This is a genomic window from Paenibacillus sp. Soil750 (assembly GCF_001428045.1).
GTDB classification, from domain to species: Bacteria; Bacillota; Bacilli; order Paenibacillales; family NBRC-103111; genus Paenibacillus_E; species Paenibacillus_E allorhizoplanae.
The window spans coordinates 449,901-466,351 of the sequence record NZ_LMSD01000001.1 but is presented as its reverse complement, the minus strand read 5'-3'; the positions used below and the strand labels follow the sequence as shown (position 1 = coordinate 466,351).

At 45.4% G+C, this 16,451-nt stretch carries 15 protein-coding genes and 1 other annotated feature; of the genes, 4 read left to right on the top strand and 11 right to left on the bottom strand.

The features are described 5' to 3' along the window. Positions 1-158: 158 nt before the first annotated feature. Together ASL11_RS02065 and ASL11_RS02060 are read right to left on the bottom strand one after the other, a co-directional pair. Positions 159-614: a DUF2269 family protein gene (locus tag ASL11_RS02065; protein WP_056609120.1), complete on the bottom strand. Its 456-nt coding sequence runs from the start codon at positions 612-614 to the stop codon at positions 159-161. Positions 615-743: 129 nt separating this feature from the next. Further along, a complete protein-coding gene (locus ASL11_RS02060; RefSeq protein ID WP_056609118.1) occupies positions 744-1,571 on the bottom strand; it encodes a VanW family protein in 828 nt (275 codons plus the stop codon). 256 nt (positions 1,572-1,827) lie between these two features. Between ASL11_RS02060 and ASL11_RS02055 the strand changes: the two genes are divergently transcribed. Then, the gene (locus tag ASL11_RS02055) at positions 1,828-2,460 is read left to right on the top strand and encodes a DUF559 domain-containing protein (protein WP_056609116.1); all 633 of its coding nucleotides are present in this window, start codon (positions 1,828-1,830) and stop codon (positions 2,458-2,460) included. 332 nt (positions 2,461-2,792) lie between these two features. On the opposite strand, the gene ASL11_RS02050 is transcribed toward ASL11_RS02055, so the two are convergent. The 5 genes from ASL11_RS02050 to ilvB all read right to left on the bottom strand — a co-directional run bounded on the left by ASL11_RS02050 (position 2,793) and on the right by ilvB (position 9,162). Continuing rightward, on the bottom strand, positions 2,793-3,989 hold the full coding sequence (locus tag ASL11_RS02050) for an aminotransferase-like domain-containing protein (protein WP_056609114.1): 1,197 nt from the start codon (positions 3,987-3,989) through the stop codon (positions 2,793-2,795). Positions 3,990-4,084: 95 nt separating this feature from the next. Next, complete coding sequence (locus tag ASL11_RS02045) at positions 4,085-5,632, bottom strand: 2-isopropylmalate synthase (protein WP_056609112.1); 1,548 nt, start codon at positions 5,630-5,632, stop codon at positions 4,085-4,087. Between the two features lie 161 nt (positions 5,633-5,793). After that, a complete protein-coding gene (gene ilvC, locus ASL11_RS02040) occupies positions 5,794-6,786 on the bottom strand; it encodes a ketol-acid reductoisomerase (protein ID WP_056609110.1) in 993 nt (330 codons plus the stop codon). 145 nt (positions 6,787-6,931) lie between these two features. Further along, on the bottom strand, positions 6,932-7,420 hold the full coding sequence (ilvN, locus tag ASL11_RS02035; protein ID WP_056609108.1) for an acetolactate synthase small subunit: 489 nt from the start codon (positions 7,418-7,420) through the stop codon (positions 6,932-6,934). Next, a complete protein-coding gene (gene ilvB, locus ASL11_RS02030; RefSeq protein ID WP_056609106.1) occupies positions 7,417-9,162 on the bottom strand; it encodes a biosynthetic-type acetolactate synthase large subunit in 1,746 nt (581 codons plus the stop codon). The genes ilvN and ilvB overlap by 4 nt, the downstream gene beginning before the upstream one ends. A gap of 520 nt (positions 9,163-9,682) precedes the next feature. Between ilvB and ASL11_RS02025 the strand changes: the two genes are divergently transcribed. From ASL11_RS02025 to ASL11_RS02015, 3 genes are read left to right on the top strand one after another with little or no spacing between them, the layout of a single operon-like run. Next, on the top strand, positions 9,683-11,212 hold the full coding sequence (locus ASL11_RS02025) for a spore germination protein (RefSeq protein WP_056609105.1): 1,530 nt from the start codon (positions 9,683-9,685) through the stop codon (positions 11,210-11,212). A gap of 24 nt (positions 11,213-11,236) precedes the next feature. Then, entirely contained in the window at positions 11,237-12,466 is a 1,230-nt protein-coding gene (locus tag ASL11_RS02020; protein ID WP_056609103.1) for a Ger(x)C family spore germination protein, read from the top strand. 36 nt (positions 12,467-12,502) lie between these two features. Further along, entirely contained in the window at positions 12,503-13,606 is a 1,104-nt protein-coding gene (locus tag ASL11_RS02015) for a GerAB/ArcD/ProY family transporter (RefSeq protein ID WP_235550341.1), read from the top strand. Positions 13,607-13,684: 78 nt separating this feature from the next. Here the strand turns inward: ASL11_RS02015 and rplT are convergent, their stop codons facing one another. The 4 genes from rplT to ASL11_RS01995 all read right to left on the bottom strand — a co-directional run bounded on the left by rplT (position 13,685) and on the right by ASL11_RS01995 (position 16,298). Continuing rightward, the gene (gene rplT, locus ASL11_RS02010) at positions 13,685-14,044 is read right to left on the bottom strand and encodes a 50S ribosomal protein L20 (protein ID WP_028553998.1); all 360 of its coding nucleotides are present in this window, start codon (positions 14,042-14,044) and stop codon (positions 13,685-13,687) included. A 56-nt stretch (positions 14,045-14,100) separates the two neighbouring features. Further along, positions 14,101-14,304, bottom strand: coding sequence for a 50S ribosomal protein L35 (gene rpmI, locus ASL11_RS02005; protein ID WP_028553997.1), 204 nt, complete (start codon positions 14,302-14,304; stop codon positions 14,101-14,103). Positions 14,305-14,335: 31 nt separating this feature from the next. Continuing rightward, a complete protein-coding gene (gene infC / locus ASL11_RS02000) occupies positions 14,336-14,836 on the bottom strand; it encodes a translation initiation factor IF-3 (RefSeq protein WP_056609101.1) in 501 nt (166 codons plus the stop codon). 52 nt (positions 14,837-14,888) lie between these two features. Next, positions 14,889-15,033, bottom strand: a sequence feature (ribosomal protein L20 leader region). A 29-nt stretch (positions 15,034-15,062) separates the two neighbouring features. Continuing rightward, complete coding sequence (locus tag ASL11_RS01995) at positions 15,063-16,298, bottom strand: glycosyltransferase family 2 protein (RefSeq protein ID WP_056609100.1); 1,236 nt, start codon at positions 16,296-16,298, stop codon at positions 15,063-15,065. Positions 16,299-16,451: the final 153 nt, after the last annotated feature.

The following is a 16,451-nucleotide window of genomic DNA, read 5'->3' as shown; positions in this document are numbered from 1 at the left end:
AAAATTATTCTCTGGTTGTCGATTCAATCCAAATTTGAACATGAAAAAACACCCAGAGCCATGCCTCTGAGTGTTGGTTACCAATCTTTAATTTGTTTTGCAAATCGATTCCATCGCCTTCGCGAGATCTCTTCAAACGTAATACCCCGCGCTTGAACTTAGCTTGGTTTGATGATCATGAAAATGAACAAAATGACACCTACAGTAGATGCCGCATAGAAATAGTTACGCGCCTTGGTCCATAGCAGCAGCTGCTCACCAGGGAGTGTAGTCGCCTTCTGGTTCGAAGGATCCAGCACCCAGCCACCGAGTTTTTTTTGATTGGGCGTTGCAAAGCCGATGGCAAGAACTTGAATGATTACATAAGCCACAAGCGAACCAAACAGCCAAATTTGCATGAAAGAACCATAATCGCCTAACCAAATCAACAACAATCCAGTTAGCACGGCAAGCGTACCTCCGATTTTCGGAAAGATCTCTAACCGACTTCCGACGCTCAAGGACATCCGCAATTCCTCTAGCGTTTGTTTTTTTCTTAGCAGCACATGGGCAAAAAACGTTGGACCAACACCGATAATGGCAGACAACACATGAATAAGTACAAGAAACTTCATGCCAAATTCACCTCTCGTTATGTAATATATAAACAACACAGTTTATAACATACAATCTGGAGAGAGAATTTTCTATGTGTGCCGACACCATTAGTGTATATTTTTACCATATACTCGATTAAAATTTCATCAATTATTATCGCCATCTCCAGCTGTCAGCAAAGGTTCATACATCATAATCGCATGGTTATCCGTCACCCATTCATCCCTTACGAGCTGCTCTTCTCGATTCCTCACCCTCCGGTGAATTTCATTATGCCGGACATATCCACCCCAGTATTCTCTTGTAATTCTGTGGCTCTTCTCATAAATTTCGTAGCTATGAAGATTGGGACTAAGTGCGCGCCATTCACCAACTAAATGGGTATCCGAAACATGGATCGTCAGCTGATACGGTTCTTGTGTCTCGTTCCGAATTTGCAAATCCAAGTAATTATAATAACACGTTGCCCCGCTCCCAAAAGGCTGAGATCTCCCCGCATCTGGAAATACATCATAGCTGTGGCGATACCTTTCCGTTACCGTAAGCGGCGTATGCAGCGTCATCCAATAGATCAAATTCGAAAGCTGGCATAAACCGCCGCCAACACCTGTCTTCACCTTTCCGTGAAAGAGCACCATGCCATCGACATACCCCTTCCTACGAGGTGTGCTGCCAATTAAGCGCCAATAGGAAAAAGTCTCACCAGGCTGGATGATAACACCATTCAACTGCTTCGCAGCAATTTTCAAATTGATTACTTTGTTGTGCTGAAGCCACATATCTACATCCTTCAACTGTCTTAGAAGAGGGGTACTGTGCGTGAACGCTAGTTGAGGGAGGATGGCGCTCTGTTTATGAGTGGCGTACTTTTTGTCATCGAATATCCAGGCCAAATATCGTTTCAAACGATATGCTTTGATCCCTAGATAAATCCTTGCACGACTTCGGTGGATCGGTTTTAAGGGTTTACTCATATGGTAAAAATCCCCTTTCTCATATCCTCTCCCTATCTTAATTTCAAAATAATCCCAAGTCAACGGACCCAAAACCGATATCTTACTTAATCACGCCACTATCCCTGTGAAATAATCCCATTGCTTGATTTTTCCCACATGCCTATGATAAAGTGTTAAAAAATGGTAGTGAAGCACACACCGCTTTTCTAGTTCAGCTTTTGCTGATGCTGGGGAGCGGCTTCTTTATTTTCTGAAAAAGGAGGCGAATTGAGTTTTGTCATTATTCGATACATCTTATGAGGCATTCATTCAGGAACATTCCAGCAAACGTAAAGGTGAAAGATTGCGCAGATTAATGGAACGGCATGGTCATGCAGAGCGATTATTTTTGAAACAAGTGTGGTGGAGAGCATTAGGTGAGTTTCTATATTTACATCTAGAATTTGAGGTTAAGGACTTCCGTGATGGCACTCGTTATATCGATTTTGCCTACATTAGACAAGGGCTGAAGCTTGCTATCGAAATTGATGGGTACAGCACACACGCCAGCCAGATCAGTCGCACGCAATTCTCAGATGGACTCATACGTCAAAATTATTTGATAATCGATGGATGGAAAGTATTACGTTTTTCCTATGATGATGTGCAGAATCATCCTCGTATGTGCGAACAAATTATCATGCAATTTATTGGGAAGTATTTCAGCGAACAGCATGGGGAGAAAGAACAATTTGGGGAGCTAAGTATTGTCGAAAAAGCGATTTGTTTGCTAGCGCTCTCACAAGGAAAAGCGATCTCTCCTCGTCATGTATCTGAACTTTTTCAGTTCGGAGCTAAGAAATCAAGGAACATCCTCCACCTGATGAAAGAGAAGCAGATTCTCGTCCCCGTTGTTGAAGGGCAGTAACGGATTAGACTTTATCAATTACATCCGACGGTTGCCGTCCAGATGATTAGGTAAGGGGCTGCGCTTTAAGGACCTTTTCGGGCCTTATCTGCCCCAAGAGCGCCGTGATCACTGCAATAGCGCCCAAAATGGGCGCTATTCATCACGTTCTCGTCTGCCGCGGCCGGCGCGCTCCGCTTTAAGGCCCTTTTCGGGCCATATTTGCGCCCACGAGCCCTGCTCTCACTGCAATAGCGCCCAAAATGGGCGCTATTCCTCACGTTCTCGCCTGCCGCGGCCGGCGTGCCACAAAAAAACACCCAAAGCCAACGGCCTTGGGTGCTGCATCTCTTTTATGCGTTTTGCAAATACGATTCCATCGCTTTTGCGAGCTTTTTCATGCCCAGAACAGTAGTTTCTTTATCTGTATGCGTGTAGTTCAGGCGCATCGTATTGTACTGGGGATTCTCCGCATAGAACGTAGCACCGGGTACAAAGGCAACGCCTTCTTTGACGGCGATTTTCAACAAATCCGCTGCGTTAATTTGCTCAGGAAGCTCTACCCAAATGAACATGCCGCCCTTTGGCTCTTCCCATTTAAGACCAGGCCAGTTCAGCTCCTTGAGAAGTCCTGACATGAACTTCATCCGATCCAGATACTGTTCACGGATTAAGGAAATGTGCGCGTCCAGATCAAAATGCTCAAGCAAGTGATACAGCGTTTGTTGATCAATTGTACTGGAGTGCAGATCCGCGGATTGCTTGAAGCGTGCAACTTGACGAATTAACGACTCGTCGCCCATCACCCAACCTGTACGGAAAGCAGGAGCTACGGTTTTGGAGAAGGTGCTCGTATAAACAACGTTCCCACCCTCAGCTTTTCCACCTAATGAGTAGACAGTCGGATAACTTTCGCTCTCGTCAAACTGGATTTCCCCGTATGGGTCATCTTCCAGAATGAGCACATCCGCGCCGCGGCAAATATCCAGCAAGCCTTGACGACGTTCCAAGCTCCATGCACGACCCGCAGGGTTCGAGAAGGTTGGAATGACGTAGACCATTTTGGGATTATGCTTCGCTATTTTGGCCGCCAAATCATCAAGAATCATGCCATCGCTATCGCTGTCAACGGAGTAGATCTTTGCACCTTTGGCTTGGAACACTTGGATCGCGGCCAAATACGTTGGACTTTCAACGAGAATGACATCGCCTTCATCAATATATACGCGTGTCAAAAGGTCAATCGCTTGCTGCGAACCTGTCGTCAACAGCATCTCGTCTGGTGTAACCAGCATGTTCTTTGCTGCCATCCGCTTACATAAGGATTCGCGCAAAGGCTTGTAGCCCTCTGTTAACCCGTACTGCAGCGCAGACTTCCCGCCGCCAACAACTCTTGTGAACGCTTCGCTAACTGCGTCTAATGGAAAAAACTCTTCAGCAGGCAATCCGCCAGCAAAGGAAATAATCGAGCTCCCTTGAGTCAACTTAAGAATTTCTCTTACTGCTGACGATGAGAAGCCTTCCAACGATTTAGAAAATCGATATTTCATACAGGGACGCATCCTTTCGCATTTGTAGAAAGCACCCCTCCTCGAATCTTGGAGGTGAGGTGCTTATCCGGGTTGCCATGAAAGCTAAGAGATTATTATATTAACGTAACGTTGCTTCTGTTACTTGTTGGGTTTTTGCGTTTCTCAATCAGTCTGTTCACAGCGTCTAGGTATGCCTTCGCGCTTGCTTCCAGAATGTCCGTAGAAATACCGCGCCCTTGAACGGAAATCGTGTCCTGTTTCAGAACAACATGAACTTCACCAAGCGCATCTTTCCCGTGGGAAACGGATTTGATGGAATAGTCGTCAAGCTCAACGTTTTCCTTCGTTGCTTTATCAATTGCGTTATAAATCGCGTCAACCGAACCGTTTCCTACCGCGCTTTCAGCCACTTCACTGCCATCTTGGAAGCGAACATGAACCGTAGCAGTTGGTGTCATTTGGTTGCCGTAGGCAACTTGAAGCGTGCCAAGTGCGAAAATTTCCGGTGTCTCGATCAACTTTTCTTCGATCAAAGCACGAATATCTTCATCTTCTACCTGTTTCTTGCGATCTGCCAAATCCTTAAACTTGGCAAAAGCCACATTCACTTGCTCGTCGCTGAGCTCGTAGCCAAGATCAATAAGCTTCTCACGGAACGCGTGACGTCCGGAGTGTTTGCCCATCACGAGCTTACTTTCCTTCACGCCGATCGTTTCCGGAGACATAATCTCGTACGTTGTTTTCTCTTTGAGCATGCCATCTTGATGGATGCCTGACTCATGCGCGAAGGCGTTAGCGCCAACGATCGCCTTGTTGCCAGGAACCACCATGCCAGTCAGCTTGCTAACTAGACGGCTGGTGCGGTAGATCTCGTTCAGCACAAGCGAAGTCTTCGCTTGGTAGAAGTCTTGGCGTGTTTCCAGCGCCATGACGACCTCTTCGATCGAGGTGTTCCCTGCGCGCTCGCCAATGCCATTGATGGTGCCTTCGATTTGATCGGCACCATTCAGAACAGCAGCGAGCGCGTTCGCAGTTGCCATACCTAAGTCGTCATGGCAATGCGCGCTCAATTGAATTTTCTCAATGCCTGGGACTGTCTCTTTCAGCATTTTGAAAATATTCCCGTAGTCATACGGTGTCATATAACCGACTGTATCTGGAATATTCACGACAGAAGCGCCAGCGCGAATCGCCATACTTGTTACTTCAGCGATAAAGTCCAGCTCCGTACGTCCAGCATCTTCGAGTGAGAACTCGATTTTGCTGAAATACTTCTTCGCATATTTAATCGCTGCTTCAGCCGTTTCCAGCACTTGGTGTTTCTCCATCCGCAGCTTATGCTGACGGTGAATTGGAGACGTAGCAAGGAAAAGATGAATGCATGGATCTTGTGCACCTTGAAGGGCTTCACGCACAGCCTCGATATCATTCTCTCTTGCACGGGACAAGCCGATAACAGAAGCGTTCTTAATCGCTCTAGCGACCGCATTCACACCAGCCAAGTCCCCTGGGGATGCCGCAGGAAAACCAGCCTCCATACGATCCACACCAAGTTTCTCTAGCTGCAAGGCGATCTCAACCTTCTCCTGAGTGTTCAAGTTCACACCTGGTGACTGCTCACCATCACGAAGGGTTGTATCAAAAATGTAAATTTTACGCACCGTGTCACCTCCCAAAAGTTTTCAATAGAAAACTTACTTCGTAAGCTTTTTCTAAGATATTTTTTCCAAGTCGTTATAGTATTCACAGGGAGCAATTGGGAAATTCTCCTCAATCACTCCCTGTGGAATGTACAGCCTATAAAATTCAATAATACCAAAGATTATTTTTTGATCCAGTGCATCATTTCGCGCAATTGTCCGCCAACAACCTCGATTGGGTGTTGAGCTTCGTTACGACGCGTTGCGTTCATGAATGCGAAGTTGGATTGGTTTTCCAAGATGAAATCGCGAGCGAATTTACCTTGTTGGATGTCGGAAAGAACTTCTTTCATCGCTTTTTTCGTTTCAGCTGTGATGATACGAGGACCTGTTACATAGTCACCGTACTCAGCTGTGTTGGAGATAGAACTACGCATGGAAGCAAGTCCACCTTCGTACATCATATCAACGATCAATTTCAATTCGTGTAAGCACTCGAAGTAAGCCATTTCAGGTGCATAACCAGCTTCAACCAATGTTTCGAAACCAGCTTTAACTAGCTCAGAAGCACCGCCACAAAGAACAGCTTGCTCACCGAACAAATCAGTTTCTGTTTCTTCACGGAAAGAAGTTTCGATAACGCCTGCACGCGTACAGCCGATACCTTTTGCATAAGCAAGACCGATTGCTTTTGCATTGCCAGTCGCATCTTTCTCGATTGCGATCAAGCCAGGTACACCAAAGCCTTCAACGTACGTACGACGTACCATGTGACCAGGGGATTTAGGAGCTACCAAGAATACATCTGTACCTTCAGGAGCAACGATTTGTCCGAAATGGATGTTAAATCCGTGGGAGAACATGATAGCTGCGCCTTTTTTCATGTTCGGTTGAATGGACTCACGGTAAACGCGAGCTTGTGTTTCATCCGGCATAAGAATTTGGATAACATCAGCGCGACGTGCTGCTTCTTCTACAGATACAACTTCGAAACCATCGTTTTTAGCTGCGTTCCATGAACGGCCTTCACGAAGTCCGATAATAACGTTCAACCCACTGTCACGCAAGTTTTGTGCTTGTGCGTGCCCTTGGGAACCATAACCAACAACCGCAATCGTTTTACCTTTAAGTACCGCTAAGTCTGCATCTTTTTCATAGTAAGTAGTAACTGCCATTCGAATAAATCCTCCTTTGATATAATGAATCCGTTTTGTCTACCCCTTGAGTGGGTGTTTCAACGATTTACCGTGGTACTTCGCTGAAACCCCCACTCAAGGAGAAGTTATTGCTGGTAGAACACTTGGTTTTTCTTGGTAAAATTTATTTAACCGAACCGCGAATCATCGCAGTAACGCCCGTACGGGAAAGCTCACGAATGCCATAAGGACGAAGCAATTCAACCATAGCATCTATTTTATCTGAATCTCCAACAACTTGCACGATCAATGAAGCTGGACCAATATCAACAACTGCCGCGCGGAACGTTTCAACAATTCCTAGAATTTCAGGACGCATAATCGGTTCTGCATTAACTTTAATAAGTGCGAGTTCTCTAGCTACCATTGGATTGGAGCTCAAGTCCACAACCTTGATAACGTCGATTAACTTGTACAATTGCTTGGAGATTTGCTCCAATGTGTTATCATCACCCGTGGTTACAATAACCATCCGGGAAAGTCCGTTTTCCTCGGACTCTCCTACGGTGATGCTTTCAATGTTAAAGCCACGGCGTCCAAACAAACCAGAAACACGTTGCAGGACACCAGGCTGATTGTTTACGAGTACGGAAACTGTATGTTTAGTTGTCATTCCGAATCCCCCATTAACATGTCACTAATTGTATCGCCCGCTTTAACCATTGGGAACACGTTCTCTCCCTTTGGTACGACGAAATCAATAACGACAGGCCCCGGTGTATCGAGGGCTTCCTGCCATACTCTTCTTGCTTCTTCTTTCGTCGTTGCGCGCAAGCCTTTTACGCCATAAGCTTCTGCAAGCTTCACGAAATCAGGGCTTCCTGCCAAGTCAATGTGACTATAGCGATTTTCATAAATGATCTCTTGCCATTGGCGAACCATTCCAAGCACTTGGTTGTTGATAATAACAACTTTAACAGGAATGTTGTTGATCGCACAGATCGCAAGCTCTTGCGCACACATCTGAACGCCGCCGTCTCCATTGATGGAAACAACTAGTTTATCCGGGTTCCCCATTTGAGCGCCGATCGCCGAAGGGAATCCGAAGCCCATCGTTCCAAGTCCACCTGATGTTACTAGGGAGCGAGGGTTTTTGAATTTATAGAACTGCGCAGCCCACATTTGATGCTGACCAACGTCCGTTGTAATGATCGCTTCACCTTTCGTTGTTTCGCTGATCATTTCAATAACGTACTGCGGTTTAAGCTCAGTTTCAGTTTCACCGTATTTCAACGGGAACTTCTCTTTGCTTTCTTGCAGCTCAGCGATCCATGCTGCGTTATTCGCAGGCTTCGCTTTCGTATTCGCATACTCCAGAACGGCTTTCACATCACCAACGCATGGAATATCGGTTTTCACGTTCTTGCCGATTTCAGCTGGATCTACGTCGATATGAGCGATCACTTTTACCTTTGGTGCGAAACCATTCAAATTCATCGTCACCCGATCATCGAAACGGGAACCGATAGAAATCAATAGATCTGCATTCTGGATCGCTGTATTCGCTGTAAACGTTCCGTGCATCCCTGGCATACCGAGCCATAGCTCGTGTGCACTTGGGAAGCCGCTTAAGCCAAGTAAAGTCGTGGCTACTGGGATCTGTGTTTTATTAACAAATTCGATCAATTCATTGGAAGCATTCGCATAAACAACGCCGCCCCCTGCAATGATGACTGGACGTTCAGCCTCTTCGATGGCTTTGATCAGCTTATCAATTTGCAGCTTATTCGGTTGCACCGTAGGGTTGTAACCACGAATGCTTACATCCTTTGCAGGCTTAAATATCGTTTTATGAGCGGAGACATCCTTTGGTATGTCAATGAGAACCGGGCCCTTACGTCCTGAGTTCGCAATATGGAATGCTTCATGAATGATACGCGGCAGGTCATTAACGTCTCTTACCAAGTAGCTGTGCTTCGTAATCGGCATTGTAATGCCTGTTATGTCAGCCTCTTGGAATGCATCCGTACCGATGAAGTTCGTTGCCACGTTACCTGTGATAACAACTAGAGGAACAGAATCCATATATGCTGTAGCAATACCTGTGACTAGATTCGTAGCCCCCGGTCCGGAAGTTGCGATACATACGCCAACTTTGCCAGTTGAACGAGCGTAGCCGTCAGCTGCGTGAATCGCGCCTTGCTCATGTCTAGTCAACAAGTGATTGAAATCATCAAAACCATGCATCGCATCATAGATGTACAATACAGCGCCGCCTGGATATCCAAAGACGCAGTCCACACCCTCCAGCAATAAGCTTCTTAGCAAAATCTCGGAGCCTGTAATCAGGTCTGGCTGCGTCAGCTTCTCAATTAGTTCTTCTTTAGAGCGTTTTGGTTCAGTTTGAACATTCATTGTGATCCTCCTCTCGAAAAGTCAATTCGTGTTATCGTCTACCATGCCATGAAAATAAGAAAAACCCCTATCATCCCGGACACGCACAAAACGTGTTCAACGGGACGAAAGGGGTTTAAGCTTCCGTGGTACCACCCAAATTTGCTATATGCCTCACAGCACATAACCTTAGCAGGAATGTTCATGAACGAACATTACCCTCAGCACGATAACGTGTGCTCTTCCGGTTCTCCCTACTACGTGCGGGTAATCCACATGTTTCAGGAAAACAGCTCCGAGGTGACTTCGTACTTAAGGGATTAAGGCGATGGTTTCAGCAAGTCCAACGCTCTCTGCGCATAAGTGCCCTTATTACTTCTTCCTCTTCATAGCGATTCATTCGTATGCTTCACCATATCAAATATGATTAAAGATTATTATATGCATCTGAAAGCCAATAGTCAATAGGTAGATCGAATAAAACATTGGAAAGTGAGAGAAGATAATACCAATTCTATGGAAAGTTCTGAGGAGGCCTACAATGAAAACGTCTCTGCAAGTCCCTTTCCCCATGACCACATCGCTGCAAGACAACGTCAAATGGCTTCAAGATCAATTAGGCAAAAGTTCAGACGTGTACTATCGACAATTAGAAATTGGCGTATATCCAGAAACGAATAGTGTTGCTTTATTTTACATTGATGGACTTGTCCAAAATGATATTTTGAATGAACACGTGTCTAAGCCTCTCCTCACCGCTCATGAGAATGTATCCTATTGGCAGCAGGATATTTGCTTCCACGATTTGTTGTGCCAGGCGATCACGATCAGCGAACTAACCTTGAGTAAGGAAGGAACCGCTGTCCTCGCTGCCCTCCTAGGTGGAAATACCATCCTTATTGCGGATGGCTATGACGAGGTTATCATCGCTGGTACCTCAGGGTGGGACAAGAGAGCTATTGAAGAACCGCAAACGCAAACTGTAGTCCGTGGCCCAAAGGAAAGCTTTACGGAGGATATTCGCACGAACACCTCTTTAATACGGAGAAAAATTAGATCTCCTGATCTTCGATTTATCTCCTTGCGGATTGGCCGGTATACCCAAACCGAGGTGATCATTTGCTACTTGGAGGGTATTGCCGATGAACGGGTAGTCACAGAAGCCACATCACGATTAGAGAGAATTGATACGGACAGTATTCTAGAAAGCGGATTTATTGAGGAATATATCGAGGATGTCACTTACTCCCCGTTTCCTACAATCATGAATTCTGAACGACCTGATGCGATAGCCGCTGGTATTCTCGAAGGTCAGATTGCGATCCTTGTCGATGGCACGCCTTTCGTTTTACAAGCACCCGTTACCTTTTTCAGCTTCTTGAAATCGAGTGAGGATTACTATCAGCGTTTCGACATTGCAACGTTCATACGAGCTATTCGCTATATTTCCTTTTTCGTCTCCATGCTGCTTCCGTCCCTCTATATCGCTATTACGACGTTTCATCAGGAAATGCTGCCAACGACCTTGCTCATCTCCTTGGCTGCACAACGCGAAGGCGTTCCCTTCCCAGCCTTACTCGAAGCGCTTCTCATGGAAGTCACCTTCGAGGTACTTCGCGAAGCTGGTGTACGTATGCCACGCGTCATCGGATCCGCTATTTCGATCGTAGGAGCGCTTGTCCTTGGGCAGGCATCTGTTCAAGCAGGATTAGTTTCTGCCGCCATGGTTATCATCGTTTCCTTTACAGCGATTTCGAACTTCGTGACACCCGCACTGAATATGGCTGTTGCCGCCAGACTAATTCGCTTCGGGCTGATGTTGTTGGCAGGCTCATTTGGTTTATTCGGCATTTTGACAGGTTGTATGGCTATCTTAATTCATCTGGCTTCGCTGCGTTCTTTCGGTGTTCCCTATTTAACGCCTGTCGCACCACTCACTGTGAGTTCATTCAAGGACACATTGTTACGAGTGCCACGTTGGTTATTAGGTTTACGTCCCTTTACCCGGTCTAACACAACAAGAAATAAGCCCTATGATAAGCCTTCTCCACCTAGAAAAAATCGCTTCTAAGACATGCTCTGGGAGGATATCGACATGAATCAGAAGCTCAACCGTTACGTGTGTCTGATGATCCTCAGTTTATGCTGTTTACTGCTAACAGGCTGTTGGGATCGCAAAGAACTGAACCAACTTGCTATCACCTCAGCGACCGCCATCGATTGGGACGGGAAAGTGTGGACCGTATCTTATCAGGTGGTTATCCCACAATCTATTGCCAACCCGAATACAGGGGGAAGCCCTGGGCAGCAAGCACCTGTCATGGTTTTCTCTACAAGTGGCGGTTCAATCCGAGGGGCTGTACAGCAATCGAGTTTAGAGATGCCAAGATCTCTTTTTTTTGCACATAATCGTGTGATTGTCATCGGTGAAAAAGCAGCTAAAGAGGGCATTTCCCAGTTACTGGACGTCTATCTGCGCAATTCAGATTCACGCGAAACGGTAGGCATTTTAGTGACAAGTGGCGAAGGGCGCAAGATTCTGGAACAAATTGTTCCACTGGAGAAAGTGCCTGGAGCTGCCATTAAAAACATGATTCACAACGAGGCTAAGAATGGATCTAATTTCCAACAAGTTTCCATTTATCAAATGATGATGGGAATTGCAAGCGACGCCCCTTTCACACTTGTCCCCGAAATTGTGATCTCTGGTGAAGGTGAGAATACGACAATTGCCACTCTGAAGAAAACATCCTTCACCAATAAGCTTAAGCTTGGTAGAATGGCTGTGTTCAAAAAAGATAAACTAATTGACTGGTTTACAGCAGAACAAGAATATGGCATCAGTTGGATTCGGAATACCATTCATCACACGACCTTGTTCTTTGGTTGTACAGAAGGAAGCAAAGATATTAAAGCAGCACTGCGTATCGATCAGAGCAACAGCAAATTGAAGCCTATCTTCTCTGAAGATGGCCATTTGGTTATGCATGTTGACGTGGATACAAGTGGTACCCTGAATGAGAATGGCTGTCCAAATGACCCTACGCAGCCTAAGGATTTGCATACCATGGAACGAATCGCAAGTGCCGAAATCACACGACTCATGACCAATGCCTTTCAAGTCGCTGTTAAGAACAATCTAGATATCTTTCATTTCGCGGATGTGATACATAAGCACCACCCTAATATTTGGAAACAGGTTAAACCCGATTGGGAGGAGCATTTCGCCAAACTTGAATTAGCAACTAACGTAAAAGTGAAGATTACAAGAATCGGTATGAGCGGTAAAGCTTTTATGGAAATGTCCAAAAAAACAGGTGAGTGATCTGTTCTAGTTCACAGTGGGATGAGGTAGAGGGTCTTGGAAGAACGCATTACGAACTATCAACTCGTTGTTATGATCATCCTATTCGAAATCGGGAGCACTCCGTTATTCGCGCTAGGGAGCAGTGCGAAGCAGGACTCTTGGCTTGCCATGTTGGCTGCTGCAGCAGCCGGATTCTTCTTATTGTTAATGTTTGTATCCATTCAACGACGAGCTCCTGAGCAGGATATTATCGGACTCCTTCGAATCTGTTTCGGCAAAGTCGCCGGCAGTGTCCTCGGAGTTTCCTTTGCGATCTATTTTGCTTATGAGTCCATGAGAAATGTCCGTGATTTCGGGGAAATCTCGAATTTAACGTTACTGAACACTACACCCAAATATATCACCATGTTCATTATCCTATTGTTAGCCTCATACGCCATTATGATGGGGGTAGATACCCTATTTCGGGTAACAGAAACTCTGCTTCCTATCGTCGCAATCAGTTACGGCTTGCTTATTTTTCTCATTAGCATCGCTCGTTTAATTCATTTCGATAATTTATTGCCCACCCTAGAAGATGGCTTTAAACCCGTCCTTCGAGCAGCCTTCCCGGACATGGTCTCTTTCCCTTTCGGGCAAACCATCATCTTCTTCATGATTTGGCATATGCTGCCCGAACAAAAGAAGGTGAAGAAGCTAAGTCTTACGGCTTATACCATCGTCTCCCTCTTCTTGATCTTGATGAATAGCATAAACATCGCCGTACTCGGCACTACATTGGCTGACAACAGCACCTTACCCTTCCTGCAAACTGTCCAGCTCATTGAGGTTGGCGATATATTTGAACGCCTCGATGTTCTCGTCACGTTACTGCTCTTTCTTGGCCTGTTTGTCAAAATGACAACCTTCTTCTGGGGAGCTGTTTATGCCTTCGCGCACATCTTTCCTTCCTTACGGAAAGCTACTTGGCTTGTTATCGTCGGCAGCCTTATCTTCATCACTTCATTTCTTGAACCCAACTATACGGTACACGTTTGGCTAGGACTTAAGTTTAGTGTGAAGCTTTACCCGCTATTCCAGGTGATCATTCCCCTACTCATGTTTATCGTCATCCGCTTTCGGAAGCTTCCAGCTCCACAGGCCACATCAGACATCTGAGTTCTGCCGTAACTCTCCATAAGATGAAAAAAGAGCCTGCCCCCTGATGGGGACAAGCTCTTAGGCGCATCGCATCGCTTACGCGTTTACTTTCGCTTTTGCAGCTGTTGCCAAATCGTTGAACGCTTTGGAATCATTCACAGCTAGGTCAGCCAAGATTTTACGGTTAACTTCGATACCAGCCAATTTAAGGCCGTGCATCAATTTGCTGTAGCTCAAGCCGTTTTGACGAGCGCCTGCATTGATACGAGTAATCCAAAGTCTACGGAAGTTACGTTTTGTTTGACGACGGTCACGGTATGCATATACCAATGACTTCATTACTTGCTCTTTAGCTGTTTTAAATAAACGGTGTTTGGAACCGAAATAACCTTTTGCTAATTTCAAAATTTTCTTACGACGGTGAGCGCGAATAAATCCGCCCTTGACTCTTGCCATTGTGAACTACCTCCTGGGATATATAAATGATGTTCGAATTTTATGCTACGTTACAATTAACCTTTGATAAGGGACAGTTGTTGTTGCAAACGACGTACATCGCCAGGAGCCATTGTTGGGTTCGTGGACAATACGCGTTTTTGCTTCGATGATTTACCAGAAAGCAAGTGGTTCTTACCTTGTTTGTATCTCATCACTTTGCCTGTGCCAGTGATTTTGAAACGGCCTTTCAGGCTGCTGTGTGTTTTCATTTTCGGCATGTTGTTGTTCCTCCTAATTTAGTATACTCGCCTAAGTTGTCGCTTTTGGCGTTAAGATCATGATCATGCTTCTTCCCTCAAGCTTAGGAGCACGCTCCTGTGAGGAGATTTCAGCAGTTTCTGTAGCAAGGCGCTCAAGCACTTTGCGACCAATCTCCGAGTGCGCAATTTCACGACCACGGAAACGAACGCTAGCTTTGACTTTATCGCCTTCACCAAGAAACTTAACTGCGTTGCGAAGCTTCGTTTGGAAGTCATGTTCATCGATCGTCGCACTCAGGCGAATTTCTTTGATATCCACAATCTTCTGATTCTTACGAGCTTCTTTTTCTTTCTTCTGTGTTTCATAACGGAACTTGCCGTAATCCATAATGCGGCAGACAGGCGGCTTCGCCGTCGGTGCAACGTTTACTAAATCAAGGTTCGCGTCAAGTGCAATTTGAAGAGCTTCGCGAATTGGTGTTATACCAAGTTGTTCTCCGTCCGCCCCAATAAGGCGTACTTCCTTCACACGAATCTCGTCATTAATCATATGGTCTTTGCTAATCGTGTTCCACCTCCATAAAGTATGTAACTCTCTTCCAAATATAAAAAAGATGCGGGCACAGTGGGCCCACATCTTCATCAATAACAGGTTTAAGACAAACCTATTGAATGTACATGATGATTCATTCAAACCAGCCAACGTTGCGTTAGTCAGGTGAGAAGCGGGCGCTTCTGCTTTACTTGAAACATATTATCATCTCATTCTAGAAAAGTCAACTCACTTGTTTACTTTTCATTTCATCCAACCGGATTACACGCGTATGCTCTGTGTGACTCCATTGTTTGTTGTTTTGCGTGAAGAACGCATAGAACGTAATTGGCCACCAAGACAGCATGAAAATCGGGTAAAGCAATAAATATTTGTACGTCTTCTTATGAGCCTTCTCAATCAGCATAGACATCGGAAGCAACACATAGATGGCCAAGCTGAGTGAATTGATAACAACCGGATTGACATGAACCAAAGCCGAATCAGCTGTCCCGTGTGATGTCATGGATTGAATCCATAGCATAACTGTTAGAATGGCACCAAAGAAGAAATTGTATACATTCGCGGAATAGATCGCCGCGTCAATTTTCATCCAGCTTCCCGTCTTAATCCCTTGCCATAGCAATGGGAAGAAGAAACGTTTGGCGACTTCAAAGTGACCTTGCATCCAACGTAGCCGCTGCTTAGCAGAAGCGTTGAAGGATAGCGGTTTTTCATCGTAAACCCTTGTATCGTAGTTGAACGTAGGCTTGATCCCCATTTGGATACATCTCATCGAGAACTCAAGATCCTCAACTAAGCTCGTTGCGCGCCAGCCAATTTGCTTTAACAGATTGGAATCGAAGCACATGCCCGTACCGCCAAGGTAATTGGCTAGTCCCAGGTTGGATCTTGGGGTTTGAACAAAACGATTCGCGTAGAAGTAAGAGATAGCGAAAGACCCAGTAATCCATGAATCATTCGGATTTTTCGTATCTAGGTAAGCTTGAATCACGCGTGAGCCTGAACACAGATCGTTATTCATGTGAATCAAATAATCTGGGCTAACCAGGTTATCCGCATCGAACATCACGATACCGTCGTACTGACGCTCACGTTTCCATAACTCTTTGAGCATCCATTCAATCGCATACCCTTTTCCTCTAAGGTTCGGGTTATGGCGTTCCATCGCGTACACCCCGTGGTGACGGGCAATGTCAGCCGTGTTATCCGTACAGTTGTCACAAATCACGAAGATGTCATAGAGCTCTTTCGGATAATCTAAGGTCTTCAGGTTCTCAATCAAAGCACCGACAACTTGTTCCTCATTATGAGCGGCAACCAATACAGCAAACGATTTCTGTGGAGCAAACATCTTTTTGTTTTTGGGACGATACCAACCAAAAAACGTTAAAAACAACTGATACGCGCCGATCAAAGCCAAGAATACTTGAACGGCAAGCATAATCTTGTCTAGCATGAAGCAAAGTCCCCCTTTTTTTGTGCACGTCAGCTATCTCTTTTTGTATGCCTAGTGCTTTTATGTACAGGTCATTCATGTTAACAGACTAACGGTGAAACAATCGTTTCTGATTTTCCTCTCTTTCCCCCTGTTTGTCAAAGTCTGCAAACT